Source organism: Streptomyces sp. H39-C1, assembly GCF_027158125.1.
GTDB lineage: Bacteria > Actinomycetota > Actinomycetes > Streptomycetales > Streptomycetaceae > Actinacidiphila > Actinacidiphila fildesensis.
The window spans coordinates 78,536-88,542 of the sequence record NZ_JAPVLS010000038.1; the positions used below are offsets into that span (position 1 = coordinate 78,536).

Genomic DNA, 10,007 nt, shown 5'->3' on the forward strand with positions numbered 1-10,007 from the left:
GGGCGCCGCCCGCCAGTGTCCCGGCTCCGGGGTCAGGGCCCGTTCTCAGAGGTATTCGGTGGCGGCGTCGAGGAGCCAGTCCGCGACATAGTCGGCGAAGGAGGAACGGACGAGGAGCCAGAAGCCTCCCTTGCGGCCTACGACGACGACCTGCGCGCGGGCGAGCGTCGTCTGTGCGCAGCGGCCGGGGCCGAAGGCGCGGGGGTGCAGGTCGAGGGAGCAACCGTGGGCGAGCAGGTCGCGGGCGCGGGGGCCGGCGACCAGCAGGGTGGTGCGCTGGGCGGAGACGTCGGTGACAGCGGCAGGCTCCTCGCCGATGGCCGCACGGATCCGGCTCTCCAGGTCCTGCTGGGTGCCGGGCCGGCCGACGACGAGCCATTCATCGGGTCCGAGCCAGAGGACGGCCAGGTCACGGACGGCGTCACAGGCCCGTACCGCGGTGTCGGGTTCGAGAGGGAGCGGGAGGCCGAGCGCGAGCCCGACGGCGTCGCCGGCGGGGCCCTTGGGGTCGAGGCGGACGTTGAGCTGAGTGCGGAAGGGGAGTTCGGCCAGGCGCAGATCGCCGCTGGAGGTGCGGGTGGCGGCGGCGAAGCGGTCGGCGGCGTGCGCCAGGGGGCTGTGGCGGGTGGTCCGGGTGGCGGTCTCAGCCATCGCGGCGGGCTCCCTCGGGGTCGTAGAGGACGGGGCTGGCGACGGTCACCGGGATCAGCCGGTCGCCGACGGGGGCGTAGAGCCGCTCGCCGATGCGGTCCCGGCCGCCCTTGATGAGGGCGAGCGCGAAGGTCCGGCCGAGGGCGGCGCTGCGGTAGCTGGAGGTGACGTGACCGAGCATCGGAACGGGAGGTGCCGGGAGCACGCTGTCGGCGACGAGGTGGGTGCCCTCCGGGAGGAAGGCGCTGGGATCCTCGGGGAGCAGCCCGACGAGGTGCTTGCGGTCGGGGCGGAGGGTGTCGGCGCGGCTGTAGGACCGCTTGCCGACGAAGTCCGGCTTCTTCTTCGACACGACCCAGCTCATGCCGAGGTCCTGCGGGGTGACCGTGCCGTCGCTGTCCTGGCCGATGATCGGGTAGCCCTTCTCCGCGCGCAGGACGTGCATGGTCTCGGTGCCGTACGGGGTGATCCCGTACGGGGTCCCCGCTTCGTCGAGCGCCTCCCACAGGGCGAGGGCGTCCCACGGGGAGATGTTGATCTCGTAGGCCAGCTCGCCGGAGAAGCTGATCCGGCAGACGCGGGCCGCAATGCCCGCGACGGTCGTGTCGCGCCAGGCCATGAAGGGGAAGCTGTCGTTCTGCACGTCCAGGCCGGGGGCCAGGCCGCCGAGGACCTCACGGGAACGGGGACCGACGAGAGCGACGGTGGCCCACTGCTCGGTGACGGAGGTGCAGCGGACCCGCAGGTCGGGCCATTCCGTCTGCAGCCACTCCTCCATCCACTCCAGGACGGCGGCCGCGTTGCCCGTGGTGGTGGTGACGATGTAGCGGTCGTCGGCGAGGCGGATGGCGGTGCCGTCGTCGAAGATCATGCCGTCCAGGCGGGCCATGACGCCGTAGCGGATCATGCCGACCTTCAGGGTGCTCATCATGTTGGTGTAGATCCGGTCGAGGAAGACCCCGGCGTCCGGGCCCTGGACGTCGATCTTGCCGAGGGTGGAGGCGTCCATGAAGGCCACGCCCTCGCGGGCGGCACGGCATTCGCGCAGGACGGCGGTCTCCATGTCCTCCCCGGACAGCGGGTAGTACCACGGGCGCTTCCACTGGCCGACGTTCTCGAAGCGCGCACCGTGAGCGGTGTGCCAGGGGTGGAGGGCGGTGAGGCGGGCCGGGTCGTGGAGGACACCTCGGTCGCGGCCCGCGAGGGTGGCGAAGGAGACCGGGGTGTACGGGGGCCGGAAGGTGGTCGTGCCGAGGACGGAGATGTCGACACCGAGGAGGTGGGCGACGGTGCCCGACGCCAGTACGCCGGAGGTCTTGCCCTGGTCGTTGGCGGTGCCGGCGGTGGTGTAGCGCTTGGTGTGCTCGACGGACCGCATCCCGGTGCCGGCGGCCCGCGTGAGGTCGGCGACGGTGACATCGCGCTGAAGGTCGACGAAGCTCGACGCCTCGGCGGCGCCCGGGACCACATGGACGTGCGCGGGCGGGGAGGCCGGCTCGGCTGTCACCGGCGGGAGTTGGGAGGTCGCAGCCGGGTAGCCCGCGGCCTCGATGGCACGGATGCCGGCCGCGGCGCCCTCGGCGAGGACCGCTGCCAGGTCGAAGACGCCGTTGGCGGTGCCCGCCACCTCGACCGCCTGCCGGCAGCTGTCGGGGACGAAGGAGCCGAGGGCGTCGTCGTAGCGGAGCTTGCCGCCGGCCTGGCTGAACAGGTGCGCCACGGGGTTCCAGCCGCCGGAGACCAGGAGCAGGTCGGCGGTGAACTCGCGCTGCGGTGCGTCGGACCCGCCCGATCCCTGCGATCCGTCCGGCCCTTCCGATCCGTACGGCGCGACGGTGACCGAGGTGAGGCGGTCCCCGCCCTGTGTGCCGATGACCGCGTGGCCCGCAAGGACTTCGACACCGGGGACCTGCGCGCCCGGCTCGCGGCGGGTGTCGACGATCGCCACGACGTCCACGCCCGCGGCGGCGAGGTCACGGGCGGCGGCGTAGGCGCTGTCGTTGGTGGTGAAGACGACGGCCCTGCGCCCAGGGACGACTCCGTAGCGGTTGACGTAACTACGGGCTGAAGCGGCCAGCATGACGCCCGGGCGGTCGTTGTCGGCGAAGGCGAGGGAGCGCTCGTGGGCACCGGTGGCGAGGACGACTCGGCGGGCGCGGATGCGCCAGACGCGCTCGCGGGAGACGTTGTCCGGGGCGTGGGCGCCAAGGTGGTTGGTGCGGCGCTCCACGGCGAGGAGGTGGTTGTCGTCGTAGTAGCCGAAGACGGTGGTGCGGCGCAGGACGCGTACGTCCGCGCTCGCTTCGAGCAGCGCCGCGACCTCGGCCGGCCAGGAGGGGAGCCGGCCGGTGCTGAGGAGGCTTCCGCCGAGCTCGGGCTGGTCGTCGGCGAGGATGACGCGGGCACCGCTGCGGGCGGCGGCCGCGGCCGCGGCCAGTCCGGCCGGACCCGCGCCGACGATCAGCACGTCGCAGTGGGCGTGCACGGCGTCGTAGCGGGCGGGGTCGGGCTCGGTGGCGAGCCGTCCCCTGCCGGGGAGGCCGGTCGCGACGAGGCCGTCGTACAGCTCGACGGTCGTCGCGGGGAGCATCGGCTCGGGGAAGGGCTCCTCGATCTGGATGACGGCGTTGGGTTCTTCGACACCGGCGGAGAAGATGCCGCGGGGGCGGCCGAGCTTGATGCTGGTGTTGGTCCGGATGACGCCGTTGGCGAGGAGGGCGGAGGCGAGGGTGTCGCCGGGATGGCCTTCGTAGGCGACTCCGTCGAAGGTGAACGCCAGCCGGTCACTGCGCGCGATGCGGCCACCGGTGGCGCGCCGGAACGGCTGGGTCTCCCCCGCCCGGTCCCGTTCCGAAACCGGGGACTCCACCTCTGGACCCCCAGGCTTCGTGGTCGGCTGCGGGCCGGTGGTCGTGTTGCGCCCACCCTCCCCCAACTCACCGCGCTCGCCACGCGGAGCGGTCTGCCCGCAGCGAGGTTCGATGAACTCGTTCGTCGACGTGTCACGTACCGCGTTGAACCACCGGCGGCACCCCGCCGAGTGCATCCAGCGCTCGGCGAAGGGCCCCTTGGGGTTGTCGCGGAAGAAGAGGTAGCGGGCCCACTGCTCGTCCGTCAGGGCCGAGGGGTCCTCGGGGTAGGCGAGGTGCGCCTGACCGCCGTAGTGGAACTCGGCCTCGTCGCGGGGTCCGCACCAGGGGCATGGGATGAGCAGCATGGTTTCGGGCTCCTCAGTGGGCTACCGCGGCCGCGCCGTGCTCGTCGACGAGCGCGCCGGTGGTGAAACGGTCGAGCGAGAAGGGGGCGTTGAGGTGGTGCGGGGCGTCGTGGGCGATGGTGTGGGCGAAGACCCATCCCACGCCGGGGGTGGCCTTGAAACCACCGGTGCCCCAGCCGCAGTTGAGGTACAGGTTGTCCACCGGGGTCAGGCCGACGATCGGTGAGGCGTCGGGGCTGACGTCGACGATGCCGCCCCAGGTGCGCAGCACGTGCGCGCGGGCGAAGACGGGGAAGAGCTCCAGCGCGGCGGACATCTGCTCTTCGATGATGTGGAAGGCGCCGCGCTGGGTGTAGGAGTTGTACGAGTCGATGCCCGCGCCCATGACGAGCTCGCCCTTGTGGGCCTGGCTGACGTAGACGTGCACGGCGTTGGACATCACCACGGTGGGGTGGACGGGCTCCAGCAGCTCACTCACCAGCGCCTGCAGCGGATGGCTCTGCAGCGGCACCTCGAAGCCCGCCATGGCGGCGAGGACCGACGAATGGCCCGCCGAGCAGAGCGCGACCTTTCCCGCCGCGATCGGGCCGAGGGTGGTCTGAACCCCGATCACCCGGCCGCCGGCGATGTCGATGCCGGTGACTTCGCAGTTCTGGATGATGTCGATGCCGGCGGCGTCCGCCGAGCGGGCGAGGCCCCAGGCGACGTGGTCGTGCTTGGCGATGCCCGCGCGGGGCTGGTACGTGGCGCCCATCACCGGGTAGCGCACGTCCGGGGAGATGTTGACGATCGGGCAGACCTCTTGGACCTGCCGCGGGTCGAGCCATTCGGCATCGACGCCGTTGAGGCGGTTGGCCTCCACGCGGCGGACGCTGTCGCGCACGTCCTGGAGGCTGTGGGCGAGGTTGAGTACGCCGCGCTGGGAGAAGAGGATCGGGTAGTCCAGCTCCTCCTCCAGGCCCTCCCAGAGCTTGAGCGCGTGCTCGTAGATCCCGGCGCTCTCGTCCCAGAGGTAGTTGGAGCGGATGATGGTGGTGTTGCGGGCCATGTTGCCGCCCGCGAGCCAGCCCTTCTCCAGGATCGCGACGTTGGTGATGCCGTGGTTCCTGGCCAGGTAGTGGGCGGTGGCGAGGCCGTGTCCGCCGCCGCCGACGATGATGACGTCGTACGACTTCTTCGGTTCGGGCGTGCGCCACAGCCAGTCGGGGTGCTCGGGGAGATCGGCGCCGGGGGTGCGGGGGCTCATCGGGCGTCTCCTGACTAGCCGCGGAGGCGGGACATGGACGGGTCGAACAGCGGCTCGTCGGCGACCTGCGCGGCGACCCGCTGATCGAAGTAGCCGACGTGCAGCACGTGCCCGGGGGTGGCGAGCTCGGCCGGGAGCCAGGCGTAGGCGATGCCTTTGCCGATGGTGTACCCGTAGGAGGCACTGGTGACGTAGCCGACGGGGCGGTCGCCGTCGTAGACGGGTTCCTTGCCCATGACGACGGCGGACGGGTCGTCGATCGTCAGGCACGTCAGGCGGCGCTTCACCTCCGCCTTGCGACGCTCGAGGGCCGCCTTGCCGATGAAGTCGGGCTTGTCGAGCTTGACGGCGAAGCCGACGCCGGCTTCGTAGGGGTCGTGCTCGTAGGTCATGTCGGTTCCGAAGGAGCGGTAGCCCTTCTCCAGGCGCAGGCTGTTGAAGGCTCCGCGGCCGGCGATGATGCCGCCGAGCGGCCGGGCGGCGGCCCACAGCGTGTCCCAGAGTTTCAGGCCGTGGTCGGCCGTGGTGTAGAGCTCCCAGCCGAGTTCGCCGACGTACGACAGCCGCATCGCTGTGACCGGCACGGAGCCGATGTGGGCGCGCTTGGCGCGGAAGTACTTCAGGCCGTCGTTGGAGAAGTCGCAGTCGGCCAGCGGCTGCAGGACCTGGCGGGCGAGCGGGCCCCACAGGCCGATGCAGCAGGTGCCGGGGGTGATGTCGCGGACGGCGACCGAACCGTCGTCCGGGAGGTGGCGGGTGAACCAGTCGTGGTCGAGATTGCCGTTCGCGCCGACCTGGAAGAGGTCACGGGCGAGGCGGGCGATCGTGACGTCGCTGCGGATGCCACCGTCCTCGTCCAGGAGGAGCGTGTACGTCACCGAGCCGACGGACTTGTCGATCTTGCCGGTGGACAGCCGCTCCAGGAAGGCCGCCGCGCCGCGTCCGCTGACCTCCAGGCGCTTGAGGGCCGTCATGTCGTACATCGCGACGGTCTCGCGGGTGGTCTGGGCCTCGGCGCCGACGATCGGGGACCAGTAGCGGGCGGCCCAGTCGTTGGGGGTGGGGATGGAACGGCCCTCGACCAGTGCGGCGTTGGCCTCGTACCACTGGGGGCGCTCCCAGCCGTTCGCCTCGAGGAAGACAGCACCGAGCTCCTGCTGCCGTCCGTAGAAGGGGCTGGTGCGGATCGGGCGCGGGGCGCCCGGCGGCTGGAGCGGGTGGAGGATGTCGTACACCTCGACGAAGTTCTGGCAGTCGCGGGCGAGGACGTACTCCGGGGAGAGCTGGTGCGGCTCGAACCGGTTGACGTCGCACTCGTGCAGGTCGAAGGAGGAACAGTAGCCGTCGACCAGCCATTCGGAGACGGCCCGCGCCACGCCGGCGGAGTGGGTGACCCAGACGGCCTCGGCGACCCAGAAGCCCTTCACCTCCGGTGACTCGCCCAGGAGGGGAAGCCCGTCTGTGGTGAAGGAGAACAGGCCGTTGATGCCCTCCTCGATCTTGGCTTCGCGGGTGGCGGGGAGGAGGGACTGCGTTTCGGTCCAGGCGTCCGCGAAGTCGCCCTCGGTGAACTTCAGCACCGACGGCATCTCGTCGGCCGCGTCCGCTGCCTGCACCGAGCGGATGTCGTCGACGGAGACCGGCATCGGGCGGTGACCGTAGGAGCCGATGCCGATACGGTCAAAGCGGTCGCGGTAGTAGAGGTCGGCGTCCTGGTGGCGCAGGATCGGGCGGACGGCCTCCTCCGTCTGGCCTTCCAGGGCGGGCACCGGGCCGGTCCACGCGAGCTGGTGGGCGAGCGGGGTGAGCGGGAGGTTCATGCCGACCATGCGGGCGATCTTCGGGCCCCAGATGCCGGCGCAGCACACGACGATGTCGGCGGGGATCTCGCCCTGGTCGGTGCGGACGCCGCTGACGCTTCCGTCGCTCTGCAGCACGTCGAGGACTTCGTGGCGGGCGAGGAAACGGACACCGCGCTCCTTCGCCTGCCGGATCTGCGCCTCGACCGCGAGCACGGACTTGGCGAGGCCGTCCGTGGGCACCAGCAGCCCGCCGAGGACTCGCGAGGGGTCCACGAGCGGGTGGAGTTCCACGCACTCCTCGGAGCTCAGCAGCCGGGCTTCGACGCCCCAGGCGGTGATCCAGCCGTGGCGGCGGTGGAGTTCGGTGAGGCGGTCGGTCGTGGTGGCCACTTCGAGGCCGCCGACCTGGAGGAAGCAGGGCTGGCCGTCGACGTCGAGGGAGCAGAACTTCTCGACGGTGTAGCGGGCGAGTTCGGTCATCGTCTTGGAGGAGTTGGTCTGGAAGACCAGACCCGGGGCGTGCGACGAGGAGCCTCCGGTGGCGGGGAGCGGGCCCTGGTCGACGACCGTGATCTCCGTCCAGCCCGCGGCGGACAGTTCGTCCGCCAGCGCCGCTCCCACGACGCCCGCTCCGATGATGACCACTCGGGGTCCCGCCATCGCCGCACCTCCGCCTTACAGCAGTCCGAGTTGCTTTCAGCGCAACAAGCTTCAGGTTGCGCAACTCAATGTGCCGGTCCCTCCGGGAGGTGTCAAGGGGGCAAACGACAGTGCCCGGAGGGCTGTCGGAACAGCTCTCCGGGCACTGCGGTGTGCTCTCGCCGACGTGCGTCACGCCGGTGGTCAGGTGGGGCTCCCCCGGACGTCGTCCGGGAGGTCGCCGACGGAACGTTTCTCCCGCCACCCGACAGGTCACTTCAGCCAGGCGGCCACCTTGTCGCCATTGGCCTCGACCCACTTCTTCGCAGCCGCCTCGTCCGACATCTTGTCGACGGCGATGTACTTCGCGACGAGGTTCTGATCGTCATTGGTCCACGAGAAACTCTTGACCAGGCTGTAGGCCGGACTGCCCGACGCGGCGAACTTGGTACTGACGATCTTGTCCAGGTCGTACACGGGATAGTCGCAGGCGACCGCCGCCGCGACGGCGTCGCAGCCCTCCTTGTACGGGGGCAGGTCGACCTTGACCAGCGGCACCTCGGAGAGGAACCACTGCGGCTCGTAGAAGTAGCCGAGGATCCACTCCTGCTTCTTCTCGGCCTGCCGGAAGGCCTGGATGAGCGCGGTCTCGCTGCCCGCGTACACCACCTTGAAGTTCAGGTTCAGATTCTTCACCAGCGCCGCGTCGTTGGTGACGTACGACGGGTCGCCGTCCAGCAGTTGGCCCTGGCTGCCCGACTCCGAGGTCTTGAACTGCGACGCGTACTTGTTGAGGTTCTTGTAACTGGTGATGTCCGGGTACTTCTTCGCCAGCCACGGCGGTACGTACCAGCCGATGACCCCGTTGTTGCCGGTCGGGCCGGCCGCCACGGCGGTCTTCTGATCGGTGATGTACTTCTTCTTCAGGTCGTCATGGCCCCAGTTCTCCAGGACCGCGTCGACCTCACCGGTCCCGAAGCCCTGCCACGCGACCTCCTCCTTGAGGTCCTTCTTCTTGACCGTACAGCCGAGTTTGTGCTCCGCGACGTAGGCGACGACCGCCGCGTCCGCCTCGTAGCCGACCCACGGGTTGACGGCGAGATTGAAGGTGCCGCACTTACCGCCGGAGCTGCTGCCCGCGGCGGAGGGGGTGTCACCGACCTTGGCACCGCCGCAGGCGGTGAGGGCGAGACCCAGTACGGTCAGTCCGGCCGCGCCGGCGCGCCATCTCGCGGGACGGGTACCCGCGACGAGGTGTATTGCCATGTGTCGTGCTCCTTTTGACTGCCTAGTGCCGACGGCCGTTCACCGCCGTGGTACGGCGCGCCGCCGCCTGTGTGATCCCGTCGAACATGACGCCGAGCAACACGATGGCGAGTCCCGCCGCCAGCCCCTTGCCGTACAGCTCTCCTTGCGAGAAACCGGCTACGACGTCGTAGCCGAGGGCGCCCGCACCGACCAGGCCGCCCACTACAACCATCGACAGCACGTAGATCAGGCCCTGGTTGACAGCGAGAGCCAGGGCGCTGCGTGACATCGGCAGTTGGACTTTGGTGATGATCTGCCAGGTATTGGACCCGGCAGCCGCGGCCGCCTCGACGGTGGTCTCCGGCACGGCCCGCACCCCGTCCGCGATGATCTTCATCGTGACGGGCGCCGCATAGACGACCGCGGCGACGATCGCGGTGAACCGGGTCGCCCCGAACAGCGCGAGGAACGGCACCAGATAGACGAACGGCGGCATGACCTGCGCCGCATCCAGAGTGGGCCGGATGAGCCGGTCGGCCATAGGGCTGCGCCCCATCCAGACGCCCACCACGACCCCGAGGGCCATCACCAGCACCGTCGCCACGGCGGTCGACGCCAGCGTCGTCATGCTGTCCGACCACATGCCGGTGCCGACGAGCAGGGCCACGCACACCCCGGCCGTCACTCCGGCCCGCCGGCCGCCCAGCACGGCTCCGACGGCGACCAGGACGGCGCCGACCAGCCACCACGGGGAGTCGGTCAGCAGCGACTGAAAGGGGTTGAGCAGACCGTTGGTGACGGCGTCACGCAGGGCGTTCGTCATGCCGGAGAGGTGGTCCTGCGCCCAGGTGGTCACGGTGTCCGCCGCACTGGCGATGGTGCTGCCGGTACTGCCCTCGCCGGGGAACTCCGCCGCCCACACGTAGGTGTGCGACAGATACACCAGGACCGCGGCCACCACGCCGCCCGCCACCAGCAGATGCCGGCGCCACTTCACGAACGGGCCGCCCAGGCGACCGGGAGCCCGGCCACTCCCCTCTGCTGAGGGTACCCCGGTCGCGCTGCGCTCGCACGCCGCCGTCGTAACGCGGTCGAGGACGATGGCCATGACGACGATGGCGAGACCAGCGTTGAACGCTGTGCCGACGTCCAGCGACTGCAACGCCTTGACCACGGTCTTGCCGAGCCCGGGTGCGTCGATCAG

General features: G+C 70.5%; 6 protein-coding genes. All 6 read right to left on the reverse strand.

The genetic code is table 11. From position 1 onward, the window contains the following. Window positions 1-45: 45 nt before the first annotated feature. Window positions 46-651 (reverse strand): sarcosine oxidase subunit gamma, encoded by a 606-nt coding sequence (locus O3W51_RS24580; RefSeq protein ID WP_138351824.1) that lies wholly within the window; start codon window positions 649-651, stop codon window positions 46-48. Further along, entirely contained in the window at window positions 644-3,868 is a 3,225-nt protein-coding gene (locus tag O3W51_RS24585) for a sarcosine oxidase subunit delta (RefSeq protein WP_138351825.1), read from the reverse strand. Before O3W51_RS24585 ends, O3W51_RS24580 begins: the two co-directional genes overlap by 8 nt. Before the next feature lie 13 nt (window positions 3,869-3,881). Further along, window positions 3,882-5,114 carry a sarcosine oxidase subunit beta family protein gene (locus O3W51_RS24590; protein ID WP_138351826.1) on the reverse strand — a complete coding sequence of 411 codons (1,233 nt, stop codon included), beginning with the start codon at window positions 5,112-5,114 and terminating at the stop codon, window positions 3,882-3,884. A gap of 14 nt (window positions 5,115-5,128) precedes the next feature. Then, a complete protein-coding gene (locus O3W51_RS24595) occupies window positions 5,129-7,576 on the reverse strand; it encodes a GcvT family protein (protein WP_138351827.1) in 2,448 nt (815 codons plus the stop codon). Window positions 7,577-7,828: 252 nt separating this feature from the next. Continuing rightward, window positions 7,829-8,821: an ABC transporter substrate-binding protein gene (locus O3W51_RS24600; RefSeq protein WP_138351828.1), complete on the reverse strand. Its 993-nt coding sequence runs from the start codon at window positions 8,819-8,821 to the stop codon at window positions 7,829-7,831. Window positions 8,822-8,843: 22 nt separating this feature from the next. Next, a partial coding sequence (locus O3W51_RS24605) for an ABC transporter permease (protein ID WP_269287347.1) occupies window positions 8,844-10,007 on the reverse strand: 1,164 nt, incomplete at its 5' end.

Coding starts and splice junctions, on each gene's coding strand:
- O3W51_RS24580 (WP_138351824.1), bottom strand. CDS start 651: ATGGCTGAGACCGCCACCCGGACCACCCGCCACAGCCCCCTGGCGCAC.
- O3W51_RS24585 (WP_138351825.1), bottom strand. CDS start 3,868: ATGCTGCTCATCCCATGCCCCTGGTGCGGACCCCGCGACGAGGCCGAG.
- O3W51_RS24590 (WP_138351826.1), bottom strand. CDS start 5,114: ATGAGCCCCCGCACCCCCGGCGCCGATCTCCCCGAGCACCCCGACTGG.
- O3W51_RS24595 (WP_138351827.1), bottom strand. CDS start 7,576: ATGGCGGGACCCCGAGTGGTCATCATCGGAGCGGGCGTCGTGGGAGCG.
- O3W51_RS24600 (WP_138351828.1), bottom strand. CDS start 8,821: ATGGCAATACACCTCGTCGCGGGTACCCGTCCCGCGAGATGGCGCGCC.